This window comes from Streptomyces mutomycini (assembly GCF_001700505.1).
Lineage (GTDB): Bacteria > Actinomycetota > Actinomycetes > Streptomycetales > Streptomycetaceae > Streptomyces > Streptomyces mutomycini.
The window spans coordinates 25,655-51,435 of record NZ_MAPV01000040.1 but is presented as its reverse complement, the minus strand read 5'-3'; the positions used below and the strand labels follow the sequence as shown (position 1 = coordinate 51,435).

24 protein-coding genes are annotated in these 25,781 nt (G+C 71.6%); 13 read left to right on the top strand and 11 right to left on the bottom strand.

Annotated features, from left to right (window positions below; all coding sequences use genetic code 11):
- Positions 1 to 97 precede the first annotated feature (97 nt).
- Genes BFF76_RS06435 through tdh form a run of 3 tightly spaced genes read right to left on the bottom strand, consistent with a single transcriptional unit; the run spans position 98 to position 3,298 of the window.
- A complete protein-coding gene (locus tag BFF76_RS06435) occupies positions 98 to 1,003 on the bottom strand; it encodes a LysR family transcriptional regulator (protein ID WP_065847565.1) in 906 nt (301 codons plus the stop codon).
- 30 nt (positions 1,004 to 1,033) lie between these two features.
- On the bottom strand, positions 1,034 to 2,227 hold the full coding sequence (locus tag BFF76_RS06430; protein WP_031095631.1) for a glycine C-acetyltransferase: 1,194 nt from the start codon (positions 2,225 to 2,227) through the stop codon (positions 1,034 to 1,036).
- 42 nt (positions 2,228 to 2,269) lie between these two features.
- Entirely contained in the window at positions 2,270 to 3,298 is a 1,029-nt protein-coding gene (gene tdh, locus BFF76_RS06425) for an L-threonine 3-dehydrogenase (RefSeq protein ID WP_031095633.1), read from the bottom strand.
- 301 nt (positions 3,299 to 3,599) lie between these two features.
- Here tdh and BFF76_RS06420 point away from each other — a divergent pair, with 301 nt between their 5' ends.
- Both BFF76_RS06420 and BFF76_RS06415 read left to right on the top strand, forming a co-directional pair.
- Positions 3,600 to 4,073 carry a MarR family winged helix-turn-helix transcriptional regulator gene (locus BFF76_RS06420; RefSeq protein ID WP_031095635.1) on the top strand — a complete coding sequence of 158 codons (474 nt, stop codon included), beginning with the start codon at positions 3,600 to 3,602 and terminating at the stop codon, positions 4,071 to 4,073.
- A gap of 132 nt (positions 4,074 to 4,205) precedes the next feature.
- Positions 4,206 to 5,798 (top strand): MFS transporter, encoded by a 1,593-nt coding sequence (locus BFF76_RS06415; protein WP_065847563.1) that lies wholly within the window; start codon positions 4,206 to 4,208, stop codon positions 5,796 to 5,798.
- A gap of 70 nt (positions 5,799 to 5,868) precedes the next feature.
- Here the strand turns inward: BFF76_RS06415 and BFF76_RS06410 are convergent, their stop codons facing one another.
- The gene (locus tag BFF76_RS06410) at positions 5,869 to 6,705 is read right to left on the bottom strand and encodes an alpha/beta fold hydrolase (protein ID WP_065847561.1); all 837 of its coding nucleotides are present in this window, start codon (positions 6,703 to 6,705) and stop codon (positions 5,869 to 5,871) included.
- A 196-nt stretch (positions 6,706 to 6,901) separates the two neighbouring features.
- On the opposite strand from BFF76_RS06410, the gene BFF76_RS06405 reads away from it, so the two are divergent.
- A complete protein-coding gene (locus tag BFF76_RS06405) occupies positions 6,902 to 9,316 on the top strand; it encodes a GTPase-associated protein 1-related protein (protein ID WP_065847559.1) in 2,415 nt (804 codons plus the stop codon).
- A 111-nt stretch (positions 9,317 to 9,427) separates the two neighbouring features.
- On the opposite strand, the gene BFF76_RS06400 is transcribed toward BFF76_RS06405, so the two are convergent.
- The gene (locus tag BFF76_RS06400; RefSeq protein ID WP_065847557.1) at positions 9,428 to 10,303 is read right to left on the bottom strand and encodes a peptidoglycan-binding protein; all 876 of its coding nucleotides are present in this window, start codon (positions 10,301 to 10,303) and stop codon (positions 9,428 to 9,430) included.
- 160 nt (positions 10,304 to 10,463) lie between these two features.
- On the opposite strand from BFF76_RS06400, the gene BFF76_RS06395 reads away from it, so the two are divergent.
- From BFF76_RS06395 to BFF76_RS06385, 3 genes are all read left to right on the top strand, one after another.
- Positions 10,464 to 10,946 (top strand): hypothetical protein, encoded by a 483-nt coding sequence (locus tag BFF76_RS06395; protein WP_031095643.1) that lies wholly within the window; start codon positions 10,464 to 10,466, stop codon positions 10,944 to 10,946.
- 244 nt (positions 10,947 to 11,190) lie between these two features.
- The gene (locus BFF76_RS06390) at positions 11,191 to 11,739 is read left to right on the top strand and encodes a TetR/AcrR family transcriptional regulator (protein WP_031095645.1); all 549 of its coding nucleotides are present in this window, start codon (positions 11,191 to 11,193) and stop codon (positions 11,737 to 11,739) included.
- Positions 11,740 to 11,792: 53 nt separating this feature from the next.
- Positions 11,793 to 13,964, top strand: coding sequence for an MMPL family transporter (locus BFF76_RS06385; RefSeq protein ID WP_031095647.1), 2,172 nt, complete (start codon positions 11,793 to 11,795; stop codon positions 13,962 to 13,964).
- Between the two features lie 138 nt (positions 13,965 to 14,102).
- On the opposite strand, the gene msrB is transcribed toward BFF76_RS06385, so the two are convergent.
- The 4 genes from msrB to BFF76_RS06365 all read right to left on the bottom strand — a co-directional run bounded on the left by msrB (position 14,103) and on the right by BFF76_RS06365 (position 17,341).
- Positions 14,103 to 14,510: a peptide-methionine (R)-S-oxide reductase MsrB gene (gene msrB / locus BFF76_RS06380; protein WP_031095649.1), complete on the bottom strand. Its 408-nt coding sequence runs from the start codon at positions 14,508 to 14,510 to the stop codon at positions 14,103 to 14,105.
- Between the two features lie 10 nt (positions 14,511 to 14,520).
- Positions 14,521 to 15,915 (bottom strand): UDP-N-acetylmuramate--L-alanine ligase, encoded by a 1,395-nt coding sequence (gene murC / locus BFF76_RS06375; RefSeq protein ID WP_031095652.1) that lies wholly within the window; start codon positions 15,913 to 15,915, stop codon positions 14,521 to 14,523.
- Positions 15,916 to 15,960: 45 nt separating this feature from the next.
- Positions 15,961 to 16,413: a hypothetical protein gene (locus BFF76_RS06370; RefSeq protein WP_031095654.1), complete on the bottom strand. Its 453-nt coding sequence runs from the start codon at positions 16,411 to 16,413 to the stop codon at positions 15,961 to 15,963.
- A 151-nt stretch (positions 16,414 to 16,564) separates the two neighbouring features.
- A complete protein-coding gene (locus tag BFF76_RS06365) occupies positions 16,565 to 17,341 on the bottom strand; it encodes a pyrimidine reductase family protein (RefSeq protein WP_031095657.1) in 777 nt (258 codons plus the stop codon).
- A gap of 37 nt (positions 17,342 to 17,378) precedes the next feature.
- Between BFF76_RS06365 and zapE the strand changes: the two genes are divergently transcribed.
- From zapE to BFF76_RS06345, 4 genes are all read left to right on the top strand, one after another.
- Positions 17,379 to 18,470, top strand: a complete 1,092-nt coding sequence (gene zapE, locus BFF76_RS06360) for a cell division protein ZapE (RefSeq protein ID WP_065847555.1) — start codon at positions 17,379 to 17,381, stop codon at positions 18,468 to 18,470.
- Between the two features lie 83 nt (positions 18,471 to 18,553).
- A complete protein-coding gene (locus BFF76_RS06355) occupies positions 18,554 to 18,979 on the top strand; it encodes an OsmC family protein (RefSeq protein WP_031095661.1) in 426 nt (141 codons plus the stop codon).
- A gap of 143 nt (positions 18,980 to 19,122) precedes the next feature.
- The gene (locus BFF76_RS06350) at positions 19,123 to 20,499 is read left to right on the top strand and encodes an alkaline phosphatase PhoX (RefSeq protein ID WP_031095662.1); all 1,377 of its coding nucleotides are present in this window, start codon (positions 19,123 to 19,125) and stop codon (positions 20,497 to 20,499) included.
- Positions 20,500 to 20,616: 117 nt separating this feature from the next.
- Positions 20,617 to 21,480 carry a polysaccharide deacetylase family protein gene (locus tag BFF76_RS06345; RefSeq protein ID WP_079122325.1) on the top strand — a complete coding sequence of 288 codons (864 nt, stop codon included), beginning with the start codon at positions 20,617 to 20,619 and terminating at the stop codon, positions 21,478 to 21,480.
- 18 nt (positions 21,481 to 21,498) lie between these two features.
- Here the strand turns inward: BFF76_RS06345 and BFF76_RS06340 are convergent, their stop codons facing one another.
- Positions 21,499 to 21,678 carry a hypothetical protein gene (locus BFF76_RS06340; RefSeq protein WP_031095666.1) on the bottom strand — a complete coding sequence of 60 codons (180 nt, stop codon included), beginning with the start codon at positions 21,676 to 21,678 and terminating at the stop codon, positions 21,499 to 21,501.
- A gap of 35 nt (positions 21,679 to 21,713) precedes the next feature.
- The gene (locus BFF76_RS06335; RefSeq protein WP_031095668.1) at positions 21,714 to 22,391 is read right to left on the bottom strand and encodes an AIM24 family protein; all 678 of its coding nucleotides are present in this window, start codon (positions 22,389 to 22,391) and stop codon (positions 21,714 to 21,716) included.
- Positions 22,392 to 22,464: 73 nt separating this feature from the next.
- Here BFF76_RS06335 and BFF76_RS06330 point away from each other — a divergent pair, with 73 nt between their 5' ends.
- The 3 genes from BFF76_RS06330 (at position 22,465) to BFF76_RS06320 (ending at position 25,780) form a co-directional block, all read left to right on the top strand.
- Complete coding sequence (locus tag BFF76_RS06330) at positions 22,465 to 23,235, top strand: peptidyl-tRNA hydrolase (protein WP_065847553.1); 771 nt, start codon at positions 22,465 to 22,467, stop codon at positions 23,233 to 23,235.
- Between the two features lie 175 nt (positions 23,236 to 23,410).
- The gene (locus tag BFF76_RS06325; protein ID WP_208604820.1) at positions 23,411 to 24,163 is read left to right on the top strand and encodes a DUF4142 domain-containing protein; all 753 of its coding nucleotides are present in this window, start codon (positions 23,411 to 23,413) and stop codon (positions 24,161 to 24,163) included.
- Positions 24,164 to 24,490: 327 nt separating this feature from the next.
- Positions 24,491 to 25,780 carry an MbnB/TglH/ChrH family RiPP precursor modification enzyme gene (locus tag BFF76_RS06320; RefSeq protein ID WP_065847550.1) on the top strand — a complete coding sequence of 430 codons (1,290 nt, stop codon included), beginning with the start codon at positions 24,491 to 24,493 and terminating at the stop codon, positions 25,778 to 25,780.
- The last annotated feature ends 1 nt before the right edge of the window (position 25,781 follow it).

The window sequence follows — 25,781 nt, the reverse complement described above, 5'->3', positions numbered from 1 at the left end:
CATCATTGCTCCCCAGCGGCGCGAAGCATCCCCTTCCCCGACGGATCGCCCCCTTGGCATGATCAGCGCATGACATCGGAAGACACCCCGAGCGGGTCTAGGCCGGCCCCGCCGCCGCGCACAGCGCTTCCAGGACCGGCTTGATCAGCGGATGCCCCTCGGCCCCCTGCCGTACGGCGGCGAAGACCCGCCGGGTCGGGGCCACTCCCTCCACCGGCCGTACGACCACACCGCCGAGCTCCGTGCCGCGCAGCGCCGAGCGGGGCACCAGTGCCACCCCGGCACCCGCCCCGGCCAGGGCGACCACGGCGTGGAAGTCGTCGGAGGAGTGCTCCAGCAGGGGCTCGAAACCGGCGTACTCGCAGGCCAGGACCACCACGTCGTGGCAGGGGTTGCCGGGGTACGGGCCGATCCACGTGTCCTTGGCGAGATCGGCGACGGCGACGTGGTCCTGGCCCGCCAGACGGTGACCGACCGGCAGCACCGCGTCGAAGGGCTCGGAGTACAGCGGCACCCGGGTCAGCCGGCGGTCGTCGTCGCCGGGCGCGCCCCGGTATTCGACGGCGACCGCGACGTCGACCTGCCGGTCCAGCACCATCGGCACGCTCGCGTCACCCTCGGCGTCCTGCACCCGGACCCGGATGCCCGGTGCGGTGCGGGTGAGCTCGGCGATCGCGGGGGCGAGAACGAGCCCGATGCCCGTGGCGAACGCGGCGACGGTGACCGTCCCCGCGACGCCCGCGCTGTAGGCGGCGAGCTCCGCCTCCGCCCGCTCCAGCTGGGCGAGGACGGCGTTGGCGTGCGTCAGCAGGATCTCTCCGGCGGCGGTCAGCCGGGCACCGCGAGCCCCGCGCTCGACCAGCCGGTGCCCGGTCTCCTGCTCCAGCGCGGCGAGCTGCTGGGAGACCGCGGACGGGGTCAGATACAGCGCGGCGGCCGCAGCGGTCACCGTGCGGTGGCCGGCCACCGCACGGAGGATGCGCAGCCGCCGTGCATCGATCATGCGCTCATTGTCCCAGCTCGCTGGGTGCTTCTACGCCTCCAGCGCGGCTCGCGCGTCGATGAACGCGTCCACCGCACGGTGGACGTCGTCGGTGGAGTGCGCGGCGGACAGCTGGACGCGGATGCGTGCGGCGCCCTGCGGGACGACCGGGTACGAGAACCCGATCACGTAGACACCGCGCTCCAGGAGGAGTTCCGCCATCCGGCCCGCCTTCGCCGCGTCACCGATCATCACGGGGGCGATGGCGTGGTCGCCCGGCAGGATGTCGAAGCCCTCCGCGGTCATCCGGGACCGGAAGAGCGCGGTGTTGGCGTTCAGCTGGTCGCGCAGGTCGCCCGCGGACTCCAGCAGGTCGATGACCTTGAGGGAGGCGGCGGCGATGACCGGGGCGAGCGAGTTGGAGAAGAGGTACGGGCGCGAACGCTGGCGCAGCAGCGCGACGATCTCGGCGCGCGCCGCGACGTAGCCGCCGGACGCACCGCCCAGCGCCTTGCCGAGGGTGCCGGTGATGATGTCGACGCGGTCCATGACCCCGTGCAGTTCGGGGGTGCCCCGGCCGCCGGGTCCGACGAAGCCGACGGCGTGCGAGTCGTCGACCATGACCATCGCGCCGTAGCGGTCGGCGAGGTCGCAGATCTCGGCCAGCGGGGCGACGTAGCCGTCCATGGAGAAGACACCGTCGGTGACGACGAGCCTGCGCCGGGCGCCGGACGCCTCCTTGAGCTGCTGCTCCAGGTCGGCCATGTCGCGATTGGCGTAGCGGTAGCGCTTCGCCTTGGAGAGGCGGATGCCGTCGATGATGGAGGCGTGGTTCAGGGCGTCGGAGATCACCGCGTCCTCGGGGCCCAGCAGAGTCTCGAAGACTCCGCCGTTGGCGTCGAAGCAGGACGAGTAGAGGATCGTGTCCTCCTGCCCGAGGAAGGACGACAGGCGCTGCTCCAGCTCCTTGTGGACCTCCTGGGTGCCGCAGATGAAGCGGACGGACGCGAGCCCGTAGCCCCAGCGGTCGAGCGCCTCGTGGGCGGCGGCGACGACCTCGGGGTGGTCGGCCAGGCCCAGGTAGTTGTTGGCGCAGAAGTTGAGCACCTCACCCGCGCGTCCACCGGAGGTGACGGCGACGGTCGCGGACTGGGGCGTGCCGATGACCCGCTCGGGCTTCTGGAGTCCGGCGTCCCGGATCTCGTCGAGGGTGGTGCGCAGGTCGTCGCGTACGGAATCGAACATGAAGGATGTCTCCCAGGTGGATACGGGTGCGTACGAGGAGCTTCAGGCGGCCCAGTCGAGCAGTACCTTGCCGCCGAGACCGCTCGCGGCGTCGTCGAAGGCGGCTTCGAAGTCGCGGTAGTCGTACCGGCCGGTGATGACGGGGGCGAGGTCGAGACCGCCCTCCAGGAGTACGGACATCGCGTACCAGGTCTCGTACATCTCGCGGCCGTAGATGCCCTTGATGGTGAGCATCGAGGTGACGACCCTGGACCAGTCGACGGGGAACTCGGCCGCTGGCAGTCCGAGCATCGCGATCCGGCCGCCGTGCGTCATGTTGGCGATCATGTCCCGCATGGCCTCGGGGCGCCCCGACATCTCGAGGCCGATGTCGAAGCCCTCGCGCAGGCCGAGCCGGCGCTGGCCGTCCGCGATGGTGCCGCCGCCGACGTTCAGGGCCAGGTCCACACCGACCTTGCGGGCCAGGTCCAGCCGCGCCTCGCTGACGTCGGTGATGACGACGTTGCGGGCGCCCGCGTGGCGGGCGACGGCGGCGGCCATGATGCCGATGGGGCCGGCGCCGGTGATCAGCACGTCCTCGCCGACCAGCGGGAAGGACAGCGCGGTGTGCACGGCGTTGCCGAACGGGTCGAAGATCGCGGCGATGTCGAGGTCGACCTTGTCCCGGTGCACCCAGACGTTGGAGGCGGGCAGCGCCAGGTACTCGGCGAACGCCCCGTCCCGGCCGACGCCCAGCCCGAGGGTGGAACGGCACAGGTGCCGGCGGCCGGCGAGGCAGTTGCGGCACTTGCCGCAGACCAGGTGCCCCTCGCCGCTGACCAGGTCGCCGATCTTGATGTCGACGACGTCCGCGCCGATCCCGGCGACCTCGCCGACGAACTCGTGGCCCAGGACGAGCGGCGTGCGCACGGCCTGCTGGGCCCAGCCGTCGTAGTCGCGGATGTGCAGGTCGGTGCCGCAGATCCCGGTACGCAGGACCTTGATCAGCACGTCCCCGGGGCCGGTCTCCGGCTCCGGTACGTCCATCAGCCACAGTCCCGGCTCGGCCTTGTGCTTCACGAGTGCCTTCACGGCTGCGGCTCCTGTACCTGGTACGTGGCGGACGCCCCGTTCCCGGGCATGCCGAGGACGGCCTGCTGGCCCGGGGTGGCGGGGGACACGGCGGACGGGACCAGGCGGACCGCCTGTCACCGCTCTTCGCCGTCACCGAGAAATGTGCCGCACCCGGGGCTTCAGGTCCATCGAGGATTTCTTAAGCACGGCCGTAGATCAGCTTCAGGCCATGACCCGCTCCTGACCGCGGGCCCCTGGCGGTATGACACCCAATTTAAGTATTTTGACATACCTATTATTCGGTACCTATGCTGTGGTCATGCCCGACCCCACCGCGCCCGGCCAGGACATCCACCACGTAGCGTCCGCGCTCGTGGTGTCCCTGCCCGCGCTGCACCGGGGTATGGAGCGGAAGGTCGCGCACGAGTTCCCGCATCCCCGGCTTCCTGACGGCCAGCTGGCGCTGCTCTTCCTCGTCGAGGAGCGCGAAGGGATCACCGTCCGTGAAGCGGCCGAGGCCCTGCTGATGAAGCCCAACAACGTCAGCGTCCTCGTCTCCCAGCTCACCGACCTGGGGCTGCTGGAGCGCAGGCAGGACACTGCCGACAAGCGGATCGCACATCTGCACCCGACGGCCACGGCCCGGGAGCGGCTCGCCGAGGCGCGGGCGCTCAAGGAAGCGCACATGGCGCGCGCGCTGCACACCCTCACCGAGGGAGAGCTCGACGCTCTCGGCGCGGCCCTGGGCGCGCTGGCATCACTGAGCGGGCACCTCCACTCCCCCACCGTCTGACTCCCGCACCGACCGTTCCCCCGCAAGGCCGGCCGCTGCCGGTGGCCGCTGCTCCGACCGTGGCCGCGGCGCGGCCGTCGTGGCCCGGGCACGTCTCTCGCCATCCCGAAGTTTCACAGACAAGGCTTCCGCATGTCCTCCACCACCGTGGACACCTCCTCCCTGCCCGAAAGCAGTCCACCCGACGTGCCCCGGAGCAGGCGCAGCAACCCCTGGCTGACGCTGATCGCCGTGGCCATCGGACTGTTCATGGTCAACCTCGACGGCTCCGTCGTGGCGATCGCCAACCCGGAGATAGGCCGGGACCTCGACGCGTCCACCGCCGACCTGCAGTGGGTCACCAACGCCTATCTGATCGCCATGGCCGCCCTGCTGATCCTGGGCGGCAAGCTCGGTGACCGCCTCGGGCGGCACACGGTCTACATGGTCGGCACCGTGGGCTTCACCCTGGCCTCGGTCGCGATCGGCCTGTCGGGGTCGATCGGGGGTGTGATCGCCTTCCGCGCGGCACAGGGGCTCTTCGCCGCCCTGCTGATCCCCAACACCCTCGGCCTGCTGCGGGCGGTCTTCCCGCCCCGGAAGTTCGGTATGGCCGTGGGTCTGTGGGCCATGGTGGCGTCCTGCTCCACCGCGCTCGGACCGATCGTCGGCGGCCTGCTCATCGAGCACGTCAACTGGGAGTCGGTCTTCTACATCAACGCGCCCATCGGCGTCGTCGCACTGGTCATCAGTCTGCTCGTGCTCCCGAAGAGCAAGGACTCCACCGGGCACCACCGCTTCGACGTGCCCGGCGTGATCCTGCTCGCGGTCGGCCTGGTCGCCCTGGTCTTCGGCGTGGTCAAGGGCGAGACCTGGGGCTGGACCTCCGGCGGAACGCTGGGGTCGATGGCCGCGGGCCTGGTCCTGCTGGCCGTCTTCTGCTGGTACGAGACGCGCCAGGAGCACCCGCTGCTGCCGATGCGTCTCTTCCGCAACCGGTCACTCACCATCGGCACGGCCGTCACCGCGATCAACTTCTTCGTCCTGCTCGGTGTCATCTTCTTCCTGATGCTGTACCTGCAGAACGTGCGCGGCTTCTCCCCGGTCGAGGCCGGTGTCCGCACCCTGCCGCTCAGCCTGGCCACGGTGGTCGCGTCCCCGCTCGGTGCCGCACTGACCCAGCGCTTCGGCCCGCGGCTGACCATGCCCCTCGGCATGCTGCTCCAGGCCGCGGCCTCCCTCTGGATCCTGACCTGGGACGCCGGCTCCTCGTACGCCGCGATGTGGCCGCCCTTCCTCGCCATCGGTCTGGGCGTCGGCATGGTGATGTCCGCGTCGTCCGACGCCATCGTCGGGAACGCGCCGAAGAAGGACGGCGGTGTCGCCGGAGGTCTGCAGGCCACCTCGCTGCAGATCGGCGGGGCGCTCGGCACGTCCGTGCTGGTGTCGCTGATCAGCGGCAAGGTGGGCTCGACCCTCACCGGTGAGCTGACCGCGGCCGGTGTCCCGGCGAACGCGGCGGCCGGCTTCGAAGAGGCCAAGGACGCGGTGTCCATGGGGGTCTCCCCCGCGTCGGCCGACATGCCCGCGCAGCTGAGGGCCGCAGTGATCGAGGGCAGCGGGAACGCGTTCATGAACGGTGTGCACTCCGCCGTGATCGTCACCGCGGTCCTGTGTGTCGTCGGCGCGCTGCTGGCCGGGTTCGGCATGCGGCGTTCCACCCCGCCGGAGACAGCGGAGGTCTGAGGGCCCGTCCGGTCCCGCCGGCCGGGCACGGGTGCGCGTGAGTGCGCTTCCCGTGCCCGGCCGGGCTGCGTCAAGGCAGCGGTACGAACGTCCTGATCGCCTCGGTCAGCCGCTGCGGCTGGTCCTCGGGGATGAGGGTGTAACTGTCGGCGATCTCCACGAGTTCGCCCTCGGGCAGCAGATCCGCCAGCCGCCGGCCGTGGGCGGGCGGCATGACCCTGTCCTCGGCCGCCCAGACGACGAGCGCGGGCCGGTCGAACGTACGCAGCGCCTCCGCCCATGCCAGGAGCTCGTCCCGGGGCGGCACCCCGAGCACGTACGCCCGCAGATCCCTCCGGATCGAGGCGGAGGTCCACAGCGGCCGGAACCAGTCGTCCATCACGTCGTGCGGGACCGGCCTCCTGCTCATCCACCCCCAGGTCACGGGGAGTCTGCGCATCGGCTTCAGCTTCAGCAGGGCGAAGGCGAGCCGCAGCCCTCCAGGGGCCCTGGCCGCGGCGTGCAGACTGCGGCCGGGCAGGCCGGGCGGGAAGTTGTCGAACGCCTCGCAGGACGTGATCACCAGCCTGCCGATCCGCCGGTCCCTGCCTTCCGATACGAGTGCCTGCGCCCCGCCCCAGTCGCTCATCACCAGGGTGACGTCATGGAGGTCCAGCTCGTCCAGGAACTCCGCCACCAGGTGGGCGACTCCGAGCACCGTCAGATCGGCGTCGGGTCGCATCGGCCTGCGGTGGCCGCCCAGTGGGAGCGTGGGTACGACGCACCGGAAATCGGAGTGCAGCCCGGCGACGACATGGCGCCAGAGCGAACCGTTCATCGCCACCCCGTGGAGGAGGACCACGACGGGCCCGTCGCCGCCCGTGTCCTCGTACTCAACCACGCCTGCGGAAAGCGTCACTTCGGTCATACGGCCAACCTAGAACGTCCTCGGACGCTGTGCGGCCCAACAGTGCGTCAGGGCTTGATAGCGTCGCCCGCACGACTACGGAAAGCTCCCCGCCGGGGTCGTCGCTCCGCCGGGCCGGGCCGCACCGACAGGGCGGCGAGCGGCGGCCGGTGCGTGTGACGGGGACGCACGTGGCAGGGACGATGAGGGCCTACGCATGAGCCTCCCGCAGTTGCACTACACCTCCGTCACGTCCGGGGACGGGGCGCCCGCCGGCCGGTTCACCGCCGTGGACCCCACGATCGCCGGGCCGGTGCGCGCGGAGGCCGCACCGCTTCTGGCCTACGAGGCCCCGGAGGGTACGGCCGACGGGCTCAGCGACGCCCGGCTCCGGTCGCTGCCCGTGGCGTTCGGCTTCGCGGCGCTCTCCGACGGCAGCCATCTGCTCAGCCGTACGGTGGCCACGGGTGCGGGCGGATTCCACGCCCACGCCATACACCTCCTGCCGGGTACACCGATACCCGGCCGGGTGCTGCCGGTCGCCGCGTGGGGTGCCCCGGAGTGGCTCTCCTCCGCGCCGGACCGCACGCTGCCCGATCCCCTGACCGCGATGTCCACCTCGCACGGCCCCTCACGCGGACTCACCCGTGAAGGGCTCGGGGACTTCGCCGTGTCCCGCAGCCCGTGGCTCGCCGCCGTCCTCAGCGATCTGCGCCGCGTGAGCGAGGACCCCGCAGCGCCGCCGGTCGTGCTCGTGGAGCGGCAGAGCGCGGACGTGGCCCGCTGGGTCGCGCTGGCCGTCGCCGTACTGCCTCGGGAGCACGCCGAGCGTCTGACCTTCACCACGTACACCCGGCATCCCGGACGCACCACGCACCAGGTCATCGGCGTTCTTCCGGAGGACGCGCCCGACGCCCGCGATCCGCGGTTCCGCGTGCACGCCGCCTCCGGCCCGCGCCCCTCCGGGACGGCGGACGACGCCTGGGCGGGGACCGCCGCCCGGATCTGGCGCAGCCGCTCCCCCGAGCTCTTCCGGGAGGCGGCGGAACTGCCGGGCGAGCCGTTCGCCGCGGGGCCCCTCGCCGTCACGGCGCTCGGCGCCGGCATCGCCCTCGGGTCCGACGGGCGGGCCGCGGCGGCCGACTGGGCGGCCGAGCGGCCCTACGCGCTGGACGAGAAGCGCACCCGGCAGCTGACCGACGCGCTGACCGCGCCCGCCGACGACCGTACGGCCGCTGAATGCGCCGCGGCGCTCCGGCTGCTGACCGCCCTCGACGGCCGCTGCCCCGCCTCCGTCACCGCACCGCTGGCCGCGCTGCTGGTGACGGAGGCCGTGCGCGGCGGCGACGTGGCCCTGGAGCCGCCCGCGCGTTCGGCGTTCGAGGAGGCCGACGGGGAACTCGCGCTCGCCGGGCTGGTCGAGGAACTCGGCGACGAGTTGCTGGCCGAGCTCGCCGCCGGGGTGCCCCGGGGCGTCGCGCGGACCGTGCAGCTGCTGCGGATCGTCCGGCTCCTGGGCGTCGACCGCGCGGAGCTGCTGCCCGACGTCGTGGGCCGGCTGGCCCGCGCGCTGCTCGACGACCCGGAGGCGGGTGCCTGCCCCGCGCTGCCGCATCTGCTGGACGAGCAGTTCGACGTCCGTACGGCGCTCCTCGGTGAGCTGGACCGGCTCGCCCCGGACCACCCGGCGGACACGGAACGGCTGCTGATCCGGGTGCCTCTGCCGTTCACCGGGACGCAGTTGCTGCCTCATCTGCGGATGTGCGCCGAGGCACCCGGCGCCAAGGCTCGGGGTGCTGACAGGGTGGGCATCCTGCACACGGTGCTGCGCGCGGCGGGCATGTCCCCGTTCGCCGAGCCCCTGGTACTGCGGACCGCCGTCGGCCTGGTGTGGGGCGAGGACACCCTGACGGCGGGCGAGGCCCGGCTGCTGCTGGGCGAGACCACGTCCGACGCCCACCGCACGGCCGGTACCTGGGCGCACCTGGTCGACGCCGCGCTCGCCGCCCCGTCCGGCGACGAGGACGCCCCCGAGCTCGCCCACGAGCTGCTGCAGGGCTTCCCCCAGGAGCTCGGGTCCCGGGCGCGCGCCTGCCTGATGCTGCTGGACTTCGCGCGCGAGATGCGCTCCGGGACGGCCGGACCCGGCTGGGCGGACCGTGCCAGGACACTGCGCAGCCGCGCCGAACCGGCCGGGCCCCAGTCCCTGGAGCACGCCTTCGCAGCCCTGGCCGAGCGGCTGCTCGCTCCCGGCCGGCCCGGGGAGGAGCTGTACGCCTTCGTGCACAGCGGGGACGCGGACCTGATCGCGGCGTACGGCCGGGCCGCCCGGGGCGACGGGGTCCCGGCGCTGCTGCGGGCGGATCCCGCGTACGCGGCGGACTGCTTCACCGTCTGGAACGCGCACCCACACGCGGGCGACGACTGGACCGCGACCCGGACCGCCCTGCTGGAGGAGGTGCTGCGCCCCGCGGTGCGCGCCCTCTCCGCCGAGGAGCTCGCCGCCGTGGAGGAGGCCGTGGAGCGTGAGGGGAGCAGTCGCACCCTCGAAGCGTTCCGCGCGTGGAACCGGCCTTCGCGCTCGATCGGGCGCCTCGGCAGAAGGATCGTGGGGCGGGTGCGCCGCGGGTGACCGCAGGCGGCACCGCGGGTACGGACGGCCGGCTGTTCCCGCCCCGGCGGGCCGCAGGGCGCGGCGGCCCTCGACGGGGAGGGGCCGCCACGCCGGCGTCACGCGGCGGGCTCAGACGTTGGGCACCTTGAGCTTGTCCCAGCTGGCCTTCCCCGGGATGCCGTCCGCGCCGCTCCCCGAGTAGCCGAGTTTGCGCTGCCAGGCGGCGTACGACGCGCGGTCCGCGTCCGACCAGTCGGGACCGGGTCCGACCTGGTACCTTCCGCAGCCCTCGGCCACCAGTCTCTTCCCCATCGCCGTGATGACGGCACTGCGCCGCCCCACCCGGAAGAACGAGGCTCCGGGGAACGGCTCGTACTTTGCCGGGGGCGGGGGCGCGGGCGGGCCGTCCGGATCCCCTCCGAGGCGTGTCCCGACCCTGCCGCGCATCGAGTCCATCGTGAAACCGCGCGGGTCGATCTTGCCCGGCTGCCACTCCTTGTGGCCGATCACCGAGCGCTGGTTCCAGCCGTGGGCCCGGCAGATCGCTGCCGCCGCCTTCTCGATGGCCTCCAGCTGCGCGGCCGGCCACGGGTCCTTGCCGTCCCCGAGATTGATGCACTCGAAGCCGTAGAAGGAGCGGTTGCCGTCGGTGTTGGCCTCGTTGTCGGCGGGCAGCGACGTCTCGTTGATCACCGCGCGCAGTACGTCGTCGTCGCCGAGTCCGGCGTGGTTGGCCCGGCCGTGGCCGACCATGTGGACCGAGCCGTCCTTGGCGATCACCCCGTGGCACAACGGGCCGGGCAGGCTCGAATGGCCGTCGTAGCAGAGGTTCACGGTGCTCTGGGTGCCCGAGGTCACGGTGTGATGGATCATCACACCGTGCACGGGCCCCCACGAACCCTTGTGGTTGCGGTTGTGCGTGCGCCAGCTCCGGTGCTCGACGACGTGCAGACCCTCGTCACGCAGGGCCTTGAGCAGTCTGTCGGCAGACAGGGGTGTTGCCATCGTGGTGCTCCTTTACCCGGGTTGTGCGTGTCAGCTCTCGGGGGCTGTCCCCGTCGTCCTGCCCCGCCGTCCGGCCGTCCGAACCGGCGGCGGGGCAGGTACCGTAGGGAGGACGATTTCGTGGGCCTCCTGACGGGCTGCGTATACCCAGGAGGAACACATGACGACGAACCGCGGGCGCAAGGACGTGATCCGGGACCGGATGGCCGCGACCGGCGAGTCGTACAACGTCGCCGCCCGGAACCTGAAGGCGATGAAGGACATGGGCGCGACCCGCGACGCCCGGCTCGTCCAGCGGTGGCAGCCCGCCGACTCCCTGGACGTGCCGTGTCCCTGCGGTGGTACGTGTGAGCCGGGCGAGACGTGCGACCACTGCCATGCCCGGCACCGGCATGTGAAGCGCTACCCGGGCAGCGTCACGGACGTGGAGGTCTGGGCGGACCGCTACGAGTGCATGGGCTGCCCGTCCTCGTACACGCTCACCATCCACCTGGCAGGACGCCCGTGGGGCGTGGCGGAGACCGTCGTACAGGGCGGTGCGGCCGAGGAGATCGTGCGGGCCCGGGTGTTCCCCGGAGTCGTGCACCCCTTGCTCCGGGCCGAGGCGACGGCGGAGTCCGGGTCCGGGTCCGACGAGGACTAGGCCCTCCGTCCGGACCTCGCCGGCCGGGGCGCGACAAAGTCGAAACCGAGTTCACAGATGGCCCTCCAGCCCCAGGGGAGGGCCATCTTCCGTTCCTGGACGCCGTCGGCGCGGCCATGCGGACCACGGCCGCACTCCTTCCTCGCAGCCCCCGAGGGTGCTGCGACCTCGACGTGGCGCGCATCACAGGAATCACCCTGACCGATCGGTCAGAACTGACCGATCGGCCAGCTACGGTGACCTCATGCCCCGTCCGCCCTCCGCGATGCGCCGTCAGATCCTCGACGCCGCACTGCGCCTCTTCGCCGAGCACGGCTTCAAAGGGACCTCACTGCACGACATCGCGGTCGAGGCCCACTGCTCCAAGGCGTCCCTGCTGTACCACTTCGCCGGCAAGGACGCGATCCTCACCGAACTGCTGACCCCGCCGGCCGAGAGCCTCACCGCCATGAGCGAGGAGCTGACGGCACTGCGCGGCGAGCAGGCCGTCGAGCCGGCCGTGACGGGCTACGTCGGCCTGGCGATGCGCTTCCACCTGGAGGTGAAGATCATCTTCGCCGAGCTGCCCGACATGCTCGGCCACCCGGTACTGGCCGTCATCCCCCGGGCGGTCGACCAGCTCGCGGACGCCCTGGCCGGCCGTTCGCGGGAACCGCGGGCGCGGATCACGGCGCAGATGGTGATCGGCGGCGTGGCTGTGACGGTCGCCGCCGACGTGGATGCCGACCCCGGCACGATGCGTACCGAAATGGTCCAGGGAGCGCTGAGAACCCTCGGCCGACCGACCGGCTGACAGAAGTCGTCCGGTCCCAAGAGCCAGTCCCAAGAGAAAGACGCCTCTTTCGCATGGCAATCCTGCTGTACCGGCTAGGCCGGCTGTCCTTCCGCCGCCGAGGGCGCGTCCTTGCCCTCTGGCTCCTGCTGCTCGCCCTGCTCGGAGGGGGCGCGGCAGCCTTCAGCGGGCCCACCACCAGCAAGTTCTCGATCCCGGGCACCGAGTCCCAGAAGGCCCTGGACTCGCTGGCCCGGGAGTTCCCGCAGGCGAGCGGCGCGACGGGGACCATAGTCGTCGCCGCACCCGAGGGCGGGAAGCTCACGCCCGCGGATGTGGCCCCCGTGACCGCGGAGGCCGGGGAGGTTCCCGGTGTCCTCGCGGCCTTGGACCCCTTCGTGTCCAAGGCGGTGTCGCAGGACGGCCGGTACGCCCTGATCCAGGTGCAGTTCACGTCGGGCGTCGACGGCATCACCGATGCCCAGCGGGAGGCGTTCTCGGAGGCGGGCGCGTCTGTCGCGGATCTGCGCGTCGAGCACGGCGGCGAGATCATGCGGGGCGTACCGGAGATCGGTTCGACCGAGATCATCGGTGTCGCTGTCGCCGCCCTCGTACTGGTCCTCACCTTCGGTTCCCTGGTGGCGGCGGGCATGACCCTGCTGAACGCCCTGGTCGGCGTGGGTGCCGGCATGGCCGGGCTGTTCGCCCTCAGCAGCACCGTCGAGCTGACCAGCACCGCGCCCATCCTGGCGCTCATGCTGGGCCTGGCCGTCGGCATCGACTACGCACTGTTCATCACTTCCCGCTACCGCCACTACCTTTCGGAAGGCATGGACGGGGAGGAGGCCGCCGGCCGGGCGGCGGGGACCGCCGGTTCGGCCGTCGTCTTCGCGGGCGCGACCGTCGTCATCGCACTGGCCGGGCTCGCTGTCGCCGGTGTCCCCTTCCTCACGGTCATGGGTCTGGCCGCCGCGGCCACGGTCGCTCTCGCGGTGCTGGTGTCCCTCACACTCCTGCCGGCCGTCCTCGGATTCGCGGGCATCCGTGTCCTGCCCAGGAAGCAGCGGACGAAGGACCGGGAACCCGCCGCCGCCCCCGCCGGGTCCGAGGCGGGATTCGGCTTCCGATGGGGCCGGATCGTGGCACGGCTGCGCGTCCCCGTCCTGATTCTCGGAGTGGCCGGCCTCGGCGCTCTGGCCCTGCCCCTGCAGGACATGCGTCTGGCGCTGCCCGACGCGAGCACCGAGGCGGTCGGGTCACCCAACCGCGAGGCCTACGACCTGACCACCGAGGGATTCGGTGAGGGCTTCAACGGCCGTCTGGTCGCCGTCGTGTCCGGCGACACCGCGCAGGCGACCGGTGCGGCGGCCAAGGAGACGGCCGCGCTCATCATGGACACCGACGGAGTGCTGGCCGTCGCCGCCCCTCAGCTGAACGAGAAGGGCACCACCGCCCTCCTGGCCGTGATCCCCGAGACGGGGCCGACCGCGGCCGCGACCGAGGACACCGTCAACGAGATCCGTGACCGGGTGGAGGTCGTCGGGGGCGCCGACATCGCGCTGACAGGTGCCACCGCGGTCGGTATCGACGTCTCCGAGAAGCTCGCCGGCGCGCTGCCGGTCTATCTCCTGCTGGTGGTCGGGCTGTCCGTCCTGCTGCTTATGCTCGTCTTCCGGTCGATCCTGGTGCCCGTCAAGGCGGCGCTGGGCTTCCTGCTGACCATCGGTGCCACCTTCGGGATCACCGTCGCGATCTTCCAGGAGGGCCACCTGGCGGATCTGGTCGGCCTCGACACGCCCGGGCCGCTGGTCAGCTTCCTGCCCATCCTCCTGATCGGCATCCTCTTCGGGCTGGCCATGGACTACGAGGTCTTCCTCGTCTCGCGGATGCGGGAGGACTTCGTCCACGGCGCCGACGCCCGTGAGTCCGTCATCAGCGGGGTCGGCCACAACGCACGCGTGGTCACGGCCGCGGCGGTGATCATGACTGCCGTGTTCGGCGGATTCGTGTTCATGCCCGACCCGATCATCAAGTCCATCGGGTTCGCCCTGGCGATCGGCGTGCTCGTCGACGCCTTCGTGGTCCGTATGGCCCTCGTCCCGGCGGTCATGCACCTTCTGGGACGCGCCGCCTGGTGGCTGCCGCGCCCGCTCGACCGGGTGCTGCCCGACCTCGACATCGAGGGCGAGCGGCTGCAACGGGAGATCCCGGTGGAGCGGGAGCCGGTCGAACTCGTCAAGACCTGAGTGCGCCGGTGGTCCGGTGCCGCGGGCCCTCGGGCAGGCGGCACCGGACCACACCACGCGGAACGCCCGTCAGGAGCAGGTCTCCTGACGGGCGGCCGTCTGTGAGGGCCGGGCCCGGCGGACGACCGGACCGGGCTCTCAGCTCTCGTCCGGCGCGAGCGTCAGCGAGATCGAGTTGATGCAGTAGCGCTGGTCCGTGGGCGTGGGATAGCCCTCGCCCTCGAAGACGTGCCCCAGGTGCGAGCCGCAGCGCGCGCAGCGCACCTCGGTCCGGGTCATACCGAGGCTGTTGTCCACGATCAGCTCGACCGCGTCCGTGTCCTTCGGGTCGTAGAAGGACGGCCAGCCGCAGTGCGACTCGAATTTGGTGTCGGAGCGGAACAGCTCCTCGCCGCAGCCACGGCAGGAGTACACGCCCGCTGTCCTGGTGTCGGTGTACTCACCCACGAAAGCGGGCTCGGTGCCGGCCTTGCGCAACACCGCGTACTCGGCGGGCGACAGCTCCGCCCGCCACTGCTCGTCCGGTTTCTCGACGTCGTACGGCACGGTGGCTCCCTCAGCTCGACAGGTGGTCCAGGATCTGCGGGCCGAGGTCGGTGACATCGCCCGCTCCCATGGTGAGAACCAGATCGCCGGGCTTCGCCATTCCCGCGACGGCGGCGGGAATGTCCGCCTTGTCGTGGACGGCCGTGACGTCGGCGCCCGCGGTCTTCGCGGCGTCGATGATCAGGGCGCTCGTGATGCCGGGGAGCGGGTCCTCCCTGGCCGGATAGATGTCCAGGACCAGCGAGGCGTCGGCGAGAGCGAGGGCCTGGCCCATCTCCGTGCCGAGCTCCTGGGTGCGGGAGAAGAGGTGGGGCTGGAAGACCACCAGGATGCGGGACCCGGTCGCCGCCCCGCGCATGGCCTCCAGGTCGGCGGTCATCTCCGTGGGGTGGTGCGCGTACGAGTCGATGACCTGGACGCCGGCCGCCTCGCCCTTGAGCTGGAGGCGGCGCTTGACCCCGGTGTACTTCCCGATGGCGGAGGCCAGGTTGTGCGCCGGGATGCCGAGGGCGACACCGGCCGCGAGCGCGGCGACCGCGTTGTGCGCGTAGTGGCGGCCGGGCACGGACACCGTGAAGGTGAGGTACTTCCCGTTGAGGACGACCGTGACCTCGCTGGTCAGCCCGCGCGGGGTGACCTTGTGCACGCGGACGTCGGCGCCCTCGGACTCGCCGTAGGTGACGACGGTGAGCGAGGAGAGCTCGCGGACCCGGCGGGTCAGCTCGGCGGCCCCGGACTGGTCGGCGGCGATGACCAGGGTGCCGCCGGGGACGACCTTGCCGACGAAGGTCTCGAAGGACTCGTAGATCTCGTCCATCGACGCATAGTTCGCGTGGTGGTCCAGCTCGACGTTGAGGACGATCGCGACCTCGGGGGCGTACTTCTGGAAGCTCCGGTCGCTCTCGTCGGCCTCGGCGACGAAGATGTCGCCGTCGCCGTGCGTGGCGTTGGTGCCGGGACCCTCCAGGTCGCCGCCGATGGCGTACGAGGGGTCGAGCGCCAGCTCGGACAGGGCGACGGCGAGCATCGACGTGGTGGTGGTCTTGCCGTGCGTGCCGGCGACCGCGATGGCGCGCAGGCCCTCCATCAGGGAGGCGAGCGCGTCGGAGCGGTGCACGACGGGGATGTCCAGCTCCGCGGCGCGGACCAGCTCGGGGTTGTCCGCGCGGATGGCGCTGGAGACGACCACCGAGGTCGCGTCGTCGGCCAGGTGTCCGGCGGCGTGCCCGATGTGGACGGTGGCTCCCAGGGCGCGCAGGGCCTCGGCGGTGGCGGACTCCCTGGCGTCGCTGCCCGCCACTTTCGCGCCGCGCTGGGCGAGGATCTTCGCGATGCCCGACATTCCGGCGCCGCCGATGCCGATGAAGTGCGGCCGTTCCAGGGCGGCAGGAATACCGGGTGCCATACGTCTCTCTCCCGAGCTGTGAGGTGGTTCTGGGTCCGTCACAGCCTATTCGCTGTGCGCGAAGAGCTTGAGCACCGGTACGCCGACCTTGTGGCGGGCCCGGGAGGCCCAGTCGCGGTGGAAGAACTCCTCGACGTAATGCGGCGCCGTCAGCACGATGACCTCATCGGCCCCGGAGGCGTCGACCACGGTCTTCAGCTTGTCCAGGGGGTGGTCCTCGACCACCTGTCCGACGGCCTCGGAGCCCGCCTCGCGCAGCTCCCGGAGCGAGTACTCCAGCGCCATCTCGGCAGGCTCGCGGGCCTCATCGCCCTCCGGCCGGTCCCCCTCACGGACCGCTTCCCGGAGCTCACCGATCGCGACGTCGTCGATCGCGCGCAGCAGTACGTCGGCCTGGTCGCTGCGGGGCTGCATCAGTACGACGAACGAGATCCGCTCCTCACCGTGGAGGGTGGTGACGAACTCCACGTCCTCGGGGGTGAGGGGCTTCTCGATCATCAAAACGCTTGTGAACACGGCAGGCGCCCTTCCGCTTCATCTCGTCGGCCGCGGGACGGCCGTTGTTGCTGAAACCATCCTTCCCCGCAATTGCACGGGGTAGCAGGACTAAGTGTGCCCACCCGAGGTCAACCGGAACGAGTCATTCCGCTCAGTGTCGGATCTTCCCGTAACGAGTGAAGAGGAATCCCGTCTCCTCCAGGAGCGAGACAAGGGAGAAACGTTCCGGCACGGCGACGGCGGGTCCGCCCGCGATGCGCTGCGCGTCTCCGGCGGTGAGCAGCGGGGACAGCGTCAGGCAGAGCTCGTCCAGCACCCCGCCCGCCACGAACTGGCCGAGCAGACGAGGCCCGCCCTCGGTGAGGAGCCGGGTGAGGCCCCGCGCGGCAAGTTCACCCACCGCTCGCGCCGGGTCGACGGCGGCACCGTCCCCGGCGAACAGCACCTCCGCTCCCGCCTCCCGGGCTTCGCGGACCCGGTCCGGGGGCGCCGCCGCTCCGGTGAGCACGAACGTCGGGACCAGCGGCGAGACGAAGAGCGGGAGGGAGAAGTCCAGGTCCAGGCTCGCGCTGACCACCGCGATGGCCGCGGCCGGTCCCTGCCCGGCCGCCTCTCGCCGGGCGGCGAAGGCCTCGCGGGCCCGCGCGGGCCGGTAGCCCTCCTGGCGGACCGTCTCGGCGCCGACGACGACCGCGTCGGCCAGGCCTCGCAGGGTCCCGAAGATCCGCATGTCGGCGGGGCACGAGATGCCCTGGGAGCGGCCGTCGTGCTGGGCGGCGCCGTCCAGGGTGGAGACCATGTTGGCGCGGAGCCAGGGACGCCCCCCGTCGGGATACGCGTAGGCGTCCGCCAGCTCGTCGAGTGTCCACTCGCGGTCGGCGGCGGCGGCCGGGGTTGTCAGGTCCGTCACAGGGAGCAGGCGTCGCATGCCCAGCAGTCTGGCACGGCCCTTAAGGTGGAGAGTTGTGTCGTCCTCCACAGCCGTGCCGGGGCATAGCCCCATAGCCGAAACGGCCCCGCAGTCACTGTGCGCCCTCGAGCCGCGCGTCCCCGCCGACCGCCTGGTCGCCGAGATGGTGCCGCCGCCGCGCTTCGACTCGGTGCGCTTCGATACGTACGTACCCGACCCGAACCAGCCGAGTCAGACCGAGGCGGTCGAGGTCCTCAGCTCGTTCGCGGCGGGGCTCGGCGGGGCTCACGCGACGGGGTCGGGGAAGCGCAGATGGTTCACGAAGAAGCGGGCCGCGCCCGCCGGGCCCCGCGGCGTCTATCTCGACGGCGGGTACGGCGTCGGCAAGACCCACCTGCTCGCCTCGCTCTGGCACGCCACCCCCGCGGACAGCTCGCTCAAGGCCTTCGGCACCTTCGTCGAGCTGACGAACCTGGTCGGTGCGCTGGGCTTCCAGCAGACCGTGCAGACCCTGAGCGGGCACCGGCTGCTCTGCATCGACGAATTCGAGCTGGACGACCCGGGCGACACCGTCCTGGTGTCGTCGCTGCTCAGCAGGCTCGTCGAAGCGGGAGTCGCGCTGGCCGCCACGTCGAACACGCTGCCCGGAAAGCTCGGTGAGGGCCGTTTCGCGTCAGCCGACTTCCTGCGCGAGATCCAGGGGCTGTCCTCGCACTTCAGGCCGCTGCGGATCGACGGTGAGGACTACCGCCACAGGGGACTGCCCGAGGCGCCGCCGCCGTACTCCGACGACGAGGTCACCAGGGCCGCGTACGCGACTCCCGGAGCCGCGCTCGATGATTTCCCGGCCCTCCTCGGCCACCTCGCCCGGGTCCACCCGAGCCGGTACGGCGCACTGACGGACGGGATCACGGCGGTGTGCCTCACCGACGTGCAGCCGGTGCCCGACCAGTCGACGGCGCTGCGCCTGGTGGTACTCGCGGACCGGCTGTACGACCGAGAGGTCCCGGTGCTCACCTCCGGCCTCCCCTTCGACCGGCTGTTCAGTGACGAGATGCTGAACGGCGGGTACCGGAAGAAGTACTTCCGGGCCATCTCGCGGCTGACGGCACTGGCACGTGACGCAAAGGGACTGGTGGCGCAGTAGGTTCGGGGGTTGAAGGACGTGCGGGTGCCTCCGGGTGCCGCGTACGTCCGGATGACCGCGCACACCGTTTGAAGGGATCCAGCATGGCTACCACGCGTCAGGCGCACACGGTCTGGGAAGGCAACCTGCTCGAGGGCAACGGCGTTGTCACCCTCGACTCCTCCGGAATCGGGGAGTACCCGGTCTCCTGGCCGTCCCGCGCGGAGAAGGCGAACGGCAAGACCAGCCCCGAGGAGCTCATCGCGGCAGCGCACTCCAGTTGCTTCTCGATGGCCCTGTCCAACGGCCTGGCCTCGGCGGGCACCCCGCCCACCCGGCTGAACACGCAGGCCGAGGTCACCTTCCAGCCCGGCACGGGTATCACCGGCATCCACCTCACGGTGGAGGGCGAGGTACCGGGTCTCGACGAGGCCGGCTTCGTGAAGGCCGCGGAGGACGCCAAGGCGAACTGCCCGGTCAGCCAGGCGCTCTCGGGCACGACCATCACGCTCACCGCGTCGCTGGCCTGATGCCGGCCGTCCCCGGGGCCTCTTCCGCCCCGGGGACACAGCGGGGACACAGGGGCATCGTGGCTCGCATGGTTCCCGCGCGGCGCGTCGCGTGCTACACACATGCGGGTCACTTCACCTGTCCGCCAACAGGGAGTTACCTCATGTCATCCGCACCTCGACGACTCGCAACACGACGGCAGATCCTGGCCGGGAGCGCCGCGACCGCCGCCTCGGTCGCTTTCACCGGGGCCTTCACCGAGCTCTTCTCCGGCACCGCCGAGGCCCGTGGCCACAGCGGCTACGGCCCCCTCGTACCGGACCCGGACGGCCTGCTCGATCTGCCGAAAGGTTTCCGCTACCGGGTGCTCTCCCGGGAGGGCGACCCGCTCCTCTCCGGCGAGGGCCTGGTCCCCAGCAACCACGACGGCATGGCCGCCTTCGCCGGGCGCAACGGCCGGGTCCACCTCGTGCGCAACCACGAGAACCGCGTCACCGGAAAGATCGGTGTACCCACGGTCGAGGGCCTGACCTACGACCCCATGGGCAAGGGCGGCTGTACGTCACTCGAGATCGACGGCCGCGGCAATGTCCGCGGCGAGCGCGTCGCCATCGCGGGCACGGCCGTCAACTGCGCCGGCGGCCCCACCCCCTGGAACACGTGGCTGACCTGCGAGGAGACCGAGGACAAGGCCGGGACCAACGGCTACACGAAGGACCACGGCTTCATCTTCGAGGTGGACGGCGCGGATCCGCGCCGCACCGGGGCGGTCCCCCTGACCGCGATGGGCCGCTTCCAGCACGAGGCCATCGCGGTCGACCCGGGCAACGGCGTCGTGTACGAGACGGAGGACGCCTTCGAGAGGCCGTTCGGGCTCTTCTACCGCTTCCTCCCCGAGAAGCCGCTCGGCGGGACGGGCTCGCTGCGGGCCGGCGGTGCGCTCGAGGCCATGCGGGTCCCCGGCGTACCCGACCTCTCCGCGATCCAGGAGACGGGTGCGAGCTTCGACCGGATCGAATGGGTCCCCGTACCGGATCCGCAGGCTGCCGGAACGCCGATCCGGCTGCAGGACTTCGGCCCCAGGGGCATCACGCACGCCCAGAAGCTGGAGGGCTGCTACTGGGGCGGTTCGTCGGTCTACTTCGTCTCCAGCTTCGCGCACAGCGACGAGGGGTCGGCCGCCGACCACTTCGGCCAGGTGTGGCGCTACGAACCGAAGAAGCGCAGGCTCACCCTGGTGATCGTCTTCGGCCCGGACACCGACATCCAGCTGCCGGGCGAGTCCCCGGACAACATCTGCCTCGCCGCCGGGGGCGGGCTGATGGTCTGTGAGGACGGGGGCGGCGCACAGCACGTGCTCGGGGTCACGCGCCGGGGTGAGGTCTACCCGATGGCACGCGGGCGGCAGAACATCGGGACGGCCGATGAGCCGGAGTGGGGCGAGTTCGCGGGAGTCACGTTCTCACCGGACGGCGGGACGATGTTCGTGAACTGCTACACGCCGGGGACGACGTTCGCGGTGACGGGCCCCTGGCGCTGACCGGGGCACGAGCAGGCAGGTGATCCGGCGCTCCGGCCGCGACACGGTCGGAGCGCCGTACGTATTATCCGATTAGTCATCAGCTAACGTCCTGCAGTGATCCAATCCGTACGTACGATGATCGCGCTGACTGTTCTGAGTGGGGTTCTGGCCGGCTGCGCCGGCTCGGAGGCCACCCGTGCCGGGAACACCGCGCTTCCGACGGTTTCCGGTGGACCAGCGACGGGACCAGCGACGGGACCCGCGTCCCCGTCGCGGGCATCGGAGAGCGGTCCGCCCGTACTGGCCCCGGGCCCCGGCGGTCTCACGCCGGTCTTCGAGAGGCGGGCGGATGCCTCCGGCTCACGGAACAAGGTCGTGGCGCTCACCTTCGACGCGGACATGACGGCGGATCAGGGGCCACGTGCCGCCGCCGGCGAGCGCTTCGACAACCCGGGGCTGATCGCGTCGCTCCGCCGGATGAAGGTCCCGTCGACGGTCTTCATGACCGGCAGGTGGGCGCAGGAGTACCCGGCCCAGGCCCGCTCGATCGGGACCGACCCCCTGTTCGAGATCGCCAACCACTCGTACAGCCACTACGCCTTCTCCTCCCCCTGCTACGGACTGCCGACCGTCGCGGAGGCCGGCATGCGGGGGGATGTGGAGCGAGCCTTCACCGCGATCCGGAAGACGGGTGCGCGCAATCTCGTGCCCTACTTCCGCTTCCCCGGCGGCTGCTACGACGACGCGTCGCTGAAGGCGCTGGCACCGACCGGGGTGACGGCGGTCCAGTGGGACGTGGTCAGCGGTGACGCCTTCGCCACGGATGCGGACGCGGTGGCCGAGCAGGTGCTGGACGGGGTGGAGCCCGGGTCGCTGGTGGTCATGCACTGCACCCGCAGCGCGGCCCCCGTCACCGACGAGGCCGTACGCCGGATCGTCCCGGAGCTGCGCGAGCGCGGCTACCGCTTCGTCAAGGTCTCCGAGCTGATGCGCGGCTGACCACGCCCCGTCCGCACGTCAGCCGGAGCAGGCGGTGCGCCCCGCCTCCTGCCAGGCGCAGACCGGGCAGAGGGTGCTGCCCTTCGTCGACTCCGGGTACTCGGTCGGCTTTTGGCACAGCACGCACTCGGCGTACGGCGGGCCCGCGTCCACGGGTGCCGGGGCCGGCGCGGGCGTCTCGCAGTACGCATCGTCCATACGTACGAGCGTACTCACTCGCGCCGGGCGGCGGATCACTTGGCCGACGGCTTCTCCGGCTTGAGCTCACTGGGGCGCACGATCACGAACCCCTCGCCCTGGAGCATCAGCTGGACCGCCTCGCCGGAGCCGCCGCGGACCATCGAGCCGATGCTCTGCGAGCGGTGCAGCGAGGTGGAGAGCTGGGCGCTCCAGCCGACGACCGCGTCCGTGTCCACGTACACCGGCTGCTGCGCGGTGACGGGGATGACTATGGGGTGGCCGTCGCAGATCAGGCCGAGCTTGCCGTATCCGCTGAAGACGCTGTTGAAGAGTCCGCCGCCGGTCATTCCGGCGCCCTTCACGGTCTTGATCTCGTAGGACAGGCTCGCGTCGAAACACAGGACGTTGCGGCCGTTGACGGTCAGGACGTCGCCCTGCTCCATGTCCACGATGAAGCAGTTGGCCGCCTCGTGGGCGAACCACGCCTCGCCCTGGCCCGTGACCGCCATCAGGGCCAGCCCCTCACCGGTCACCGCGCGCTTGAGCATGCCGCCGATGCCCTGGCCCTTGCGCTCGAACTGGAGATTGCCCCGGAAGGCGATCATCGAGCCCTGACGCGCGTGCATCTCACCGTTCACGGCGTACTTGATGGACTTGGCGTTCTGCAGGGTCATGCCGGGGGCGGTGGCCGGCTGCGCCATGTGCTCGCTGGAAAAGAGGTCGCTCTTCATGACGTGCATCCTCACCCGGAGCCCTTCGTTCCGCCAAGAACGGGTTGCCGCGGGGGCCTGGCAGACTGGGTGCGTGAGCAGCGACAGCATTCCAGAGCCCCTTCCCGCAGCGCCGGAGGCCTCCGGCGACAGCCCGTTCCGCACGGAGCCGACACCTCGTGACGAGGCTCCGCAGTTCGTTCTGCCGCTGGTGGTGCACATCGAGAAGACCGACCCCCCGGCGCGGAACGACGCCCTGGTGACCGCCGCCCGCGCGGTGCTCACGCTCCTCTCCGACCCCCGTTCGCTCGGCGAGGAGGAGGTCGGCAGCGAGGGCGAGGGCGAGTGGGCGCAGGCCGTGCGCGACTGGCAGGACGCGCGGATCCGCAAGGTGGTGCGGCGGGCACGCGGCGCGGAGTGGCGCAAGGCGTCCGCGCTGCCCGGGATCACGGTCACGGGCGAGCACGCCGAGGTCCGGGTGTTCCCGCCGGTTCCCCTGGACGGCTGGCCCAAGGAGCTGGCCAAGCTCCAGGTGTCGGGCACGGACCTGGACGACCCGGAGGCCCCGGCCATGCCGGATCCGGCCGGTCCGGTGCTCTGGATGAACCCGGACGTCGGCATGTCGGCGGGCAAGGCGATGGCGCAGGCCGGTCACGGCGCGCAGCTCGCCTGGTGGGAGCTGTCGGACACGGAGCGCAAGGCATGGCGTGAGGCGGGGTTCCCGCTCTCCGTCTCCACCCCGGACGCCGCCCACTGGAGCGTACTCACCGCGAGCGGTCTGCCGGTGGTGCGGGACGCCGGATTCACGGAGGTGGCTCCGGGCTCCTGCACGGTCGTCGCCGACCACCCGGCCCTGCGCCGCTGACCGGCGGGCGGGCGACGGTAGCGCGCGCAGCCGTCTCCCGCCCCGCTGAACATCCCCGCGCCGCGATACGTATCTCCCCGTACCTCCACGTCGGCATCTCCGCCAAGCAGGTTGCACGACGAGTCAGCCGGCGGCTGACCCGACGCTGTCACGTAACGGCTTGGGAGACATCTTGCTGCGACGCATCAACGGAACGGCCCTCATCATCGCCGCGCTGGTCGCCACGCTCGGCGCGCTCGCCTTTCCCGTGTGGTCCTATGCCGACCGCTCCGGCACCGGCGAGGCCAACCTGAACGCGTCCAGCGTCGCCACCCAGTGGGGCCCGCTCTCCGCGACCGACCGGGATTTCCTCATCAAGGTGCGCCTCGCCGGGCTGTGGGAGCTGCCCGCGGGCCAGCAGGCGATCGAGCGTGCGCCGAGCGAGGGGGTGAAGCTCGCCGGCGACCATCTGGTGGTCGGCCACACGGATCTGGACCGGCGGGCCCGCGACGTGGCGGCCAAGCTCGGCGTGGAGCTCCCGAACCAGCCGACCGCGCAGCAGCAGGGCTGGCTCACGGAACTCACCGCCGCCGGGGGCCAGGAGTACGAGCAGAAGTTCGCCAACCTCCTGCGCGCCGCGCACGGCAAGGTGTTCTCGCTGATCGCGCAGGTCCGGCACACCACGCGCAACTCCCTGATCCGGCAGCTGGCTTCCGACGCCAACCAGACGGTGCTCGACCACATCACGATGCTGGAACGCACAGGGTTCGTGGACTTCGACGGCCTGGCGCGCGAAGCGGCCGGCGCTTCGACGGCCAGTCCCTCGGGGCCACCCGTGCCGTCGGGCGACGGCGTCCCCCAGGTTCCCGTGCCGGTGACACCGCGCGGCGACCAGTCCTTCACCTCGCGCCCGGTGCCACCGAGCATGGCTCCGCTGCCTCAGCCCTGAGGGTTGTTCCGGCTACGGGACGGTCCTCAGTCCCAGCGCCGGACGGAGGCGGTTGCCCTCGGGGCCGCTCCATGGCCTGTTCCCGGTGCTGGTCATCAGTCATGCTCCCCTTCGTTCGTTCGGGGAGCCCGAGGAACCGCCGCTCTCCGGTGCCGTCGCCGCCGCTCGGACCTTGCGCCGCCCGGCACCCCCGGAACATCGCGATCGAACGGCGTCCCGGACTGGACCCGTCCGGGAACCTCAGATAAAGCTCTGAACGTCCCCCCTTTCGGGTTCACCGGAGCCTGACGGGGCCATCACCCCTGCACACAACGGGGAGGGGACACCATGAGGCTGGGAATCGGAATCGGATGGCGGCCCGAGATCGCTGACGCCGTCGAGGCACTGCCGGGGATCGACTGGGTCGAGGCGGTCGCGGAGAACCTCTGCACGGACCATCTCCCCGAGTCCCTCGCGCGCCTGCGGGGACGCGGGGTCACGGTCGTCCCGCACGGGGTCTCGCTCGGCCTGGGCGGCGCCGAACGCCCCGACCCCGGACGTCTCGCCGGCCTGGCCGCGCGGGCCGAGCTGCTCGGCACCCCTCTGGTGACGGAGCACATCGCCTTCGTACGCGCGGGAGGGCCGCTCACCTCGTCCCCCGCACTCGAAGCGGGCCATCTGCTGCCGGTGCCCCGGACGTGGGACGCGCTGGACGTGCTGTGCGAGAACGTGCGGATCGCACAGGACTCGCTGCCCGTCCCGCTTGCCCTGGAGAACATCGCCGCACTGATCTCCTGGCCGGGCGAGGAGCTGACCGAGGGGCAGTTCCTCGCTGAGCTGGTCGAGCGCACCGGTGTGCGGCTGCTGATCGACGTCGCCAATCTGCACACCAACCACGTCAACCGCGGCGAGGACCCCGCGACCGCACTCGACGAACTGCCGGTGGAGGCCATCGCGTACGTCCATGTGGCGGGCGGCGTCGAGAAGGACGGCGTCTGGCACGACACGCACGCCCACCCCGTGACACGCCCCGTCCTGGACGTCCTGAGCGAGCTGCGCTCCCGCGTCGACCCGCCGGGGGTCCTGCTGGAGCGCGACGACGACTTCCCTCCGGCCGAAGAACTGGCAGGTGAACTGACCTCGATCCGGGCCACGCTGGCGGCGGCCGCCGCTCCGCAGAAGGGCCGGCAGCGGCCCGCGCCGCCGGAGGAGCCCGGCACCCGGCCTGCGGGAGCCCGCGACCGGACCGCCGTGGCGCAGACCGCGCTGCTCTCGTCCCTGGTGGCCGGCACCCCGGTGCCGGACGGTTTCGACCCCCGGCGCCTCAAGGTGCAGAGCCGTGCCCTGGCAGCGAAACGGGCCGACGTCGTCGCCAAGGTCGCGCCGGAACTGCCCGAGATCCTCGGCGACGGCTACCGGAAGGCGTTCCTCGCTTACGCCGAGAACAAGCCGATGTCCGCCGGTTACCGCCGCGACGCCCTCGGCTTCGCCGAGCATCTGCTCGTCGTGGGCCACCCGGCCGACGACGCCGCCAGGCGGAGGCTGACCCGCTGGTGGCAGGACCGGGCCGCGCCGCGTCCGCCCCGGCGCGGCTCCCGCCTGGTCCACGCCGCCCGTACCGCCCTCCTGGGAAGGTGAC

Coding starts and splice junctions, on each gene's coding strand:
- BFF76_RS06435 (WP_065847565.1), bottom strand. CDS start 1,003: ATGATCGATGCACGGCGGCTGCGCATCCTCCGTGCGGTGGCCGGCCAC.
- BFF76_RS06430 (WP_031095631.1), bottom strand. CDS start 2,227: ATGTTCGATTCCGTACGCGACGACCTGCGCACCACCCTCGACGAGATC.
- BFF76_RS06420 (WP_031095635.1), top strand. CDS start 3,600: ATGCCCGACCCCACCGCGCCCGGCCAGGACATCCACCACGTAGCGTCC.
- BFF76_RS06415 (WP_065847563.1), top strand. CDS start 4,206: ATGTCCTCCACCACCGTGGACACCTCCTCCCTGCCCGAAAGCAGTCCA.
- BFF76_RS06410 (WP_065847561.1), bottom strand. CDS start 6,705: ATGACCGAAGTGACGCTTTCCGCAGGCGTGGTTGAGTACGAGGACACG.
- BFF76_RS06405 (WP_065847559.1), top strand. CDS start 6,902: ATGAGCCTCCCGCAGTTGCACTACACCTCCGTCACGTCCGGGGACGGG.
- BFF76_RS06400 (WP_065847557.1), bottom strand. CDS start 10,303: ATGGCAACACCCCTGTCTGCCGACAGACTGCTCAAGGCCCTGCGTGAC.
- BFF76_RS06395 (WP_031095643.1), top strand. CDS start 10,464: ATGACGACGAACCGCGGGCGCAAGGACGTGATCCGGGACCGGATGGCC.
- BFF76_RS06390 (WP_031095645.1), top strand. CDS start 11,191: ATGCCCCGTCCGCCCTCCGCGATGCGCCGTCAGATCCTCGACGCCGCA.
- BFF76_RS06385 (WP_031095647.1), top strand. CDS start 11,793: ATGGCAATCCTGCTGTACCGGCTAGGCCGGCTGTCCTTCCGCCGCCGA.
- murC (WP_031095652.1), bottom strand. CDS start 15,915: ATGGCACCCGGTATTCCTGCCGCCCTGGAACGGCCGCACTTCATCGGC.
- BFF76_RS06370 (WP_031095654.1), bottom strand. CDS start 16,413: ATGATCGAGAAGCCCCTCACCCCCGAGGACGTGGAGTTCGTCACCACC.
- BFF76_RS06365 (WP_031095657.1), bottom strand. CDS start 17,341: ATGCGACGCCTGCTCCCTGTGACGGACCTGACAACCCCGGCCGCCGCC.
- BFF76_RS06355 (WP_031095661.1), top strand. CDS start 18,554: ATGGCTACCACGCGTCAGGCGCACACGGTCTGGGAAGGCAACCTGCTC.
- BFF76_RS06350 (WP_031095662.1), top strand. CDS start 19,123: ATGTCATCCGCACCTCGACGACTCGCAACACGACGGCAGATCCTGGCC.
- BFF76_RS06345 (WP_079122325.1), top strand. CDS start 20,617: ATGATCGCGCTGACTGTTCTGAGTGGGGTTCTGGCCGGCTGCGCCGGC.
- BFF76_RS06340 (WP_031095666.1), bottom strand. CDS start 21,678: ATGGACGATGCGTACTGCGAGACGCCCGCGCCGGCCCCGGCACCCGTG.
- BFF76_RS06335 (WP_031095668.1), bottom strand. CDS start 22,391: ATGAAGAGCGACCTCTTTTCCAGCGAGCACATGGCGCAGCCGGCCACC.
- BFF76_RS06320 (WP_065847550.1), top strand. CDS start 24,491: ATGAGGCTGGGAATCGGAATCGGATGGCGGCCCGAGATCGCTGACGCC.